The sequence below is a fragment of the Streptomyces sp. P5F9 genome, assembly GCF_057961495.1.
Genome location: NZ_JBXVPZ010001044.1, coordinates 1 through 621 on the forward strand (window position 1 = coordinate 1; position 621 = coordinate 621).

Here is a 621-nt window from a genome sequence, read left to right on the forward strand (position 1 = left end):
GGTGACGGCGGGGGAAAGTCAGGCGGGAGAACCGAGCAGCGGCGCGGGAGTCACCCGATGGGTCAGCATCGGCAGCAACTCGGCGACCCGGTGCGGTCGATGGGCCGCGATGCCGGGCGGCGCGGGGGCCAGCGGGACCAGCAGATCGGACGCGACGGGGTGGCCGTCGGCGCCGTCCGCGTTGAGATCGCCGTGCAGCCACAGCGTGAGCATGTAGAGGCCGGGCACGGACAGGAGGCGCGGCTGGTAGGCGCCCTTCATGTTCTCGGCCTGGCGCAGGGCCCGCTCGGTCGCGGCGATGTACGGGCCCTCGAAGAAGTGCGAGAACGCCCAGCCGTCGGGAGTCAGCATCGTCTCGGCCGCGGCGACCGCGCGGTCACCGCAGCGGATCAGGAAACGCCACCCGGCCAGCCGGGTGACGGCCGTCCCTTCCGGGGTGACGCTGTCCAACACGTGGACGGGCAGGGGGAGTTCGGGGATTGCCGGTCCCTGGGCCGCGCGTAGGGACGGTGTTCGGGCCTCGCGGACTGCGGTGGGGGAACCGAGTGCCGTGAGAACGGAGCGCAGGGCGGGCGCGGGAGCCGGGGGGACATGCAGCGGCATGATGGGTCGCCTCTCATT

The 621-nt window shown here is 72.8% G+C and carries 1 protein-coding gene; it reads right to left on the minus strand.

What is annotated here, in order from left to right; all coding sequences use genetic code 11:
* Nucleotides 1–18: 18 nt before the first annotated feature.
* A complete protein-coding gene (locus AC31A1_RS52310; protein WP_489660060.1) occupies nt 19–603 on the minus strand; it encodes a hypothetical protein in 585 nt (194 codons plus the stop codon).
* Nucleotides 604–621 lie beyond the last annotated feature (18 nt).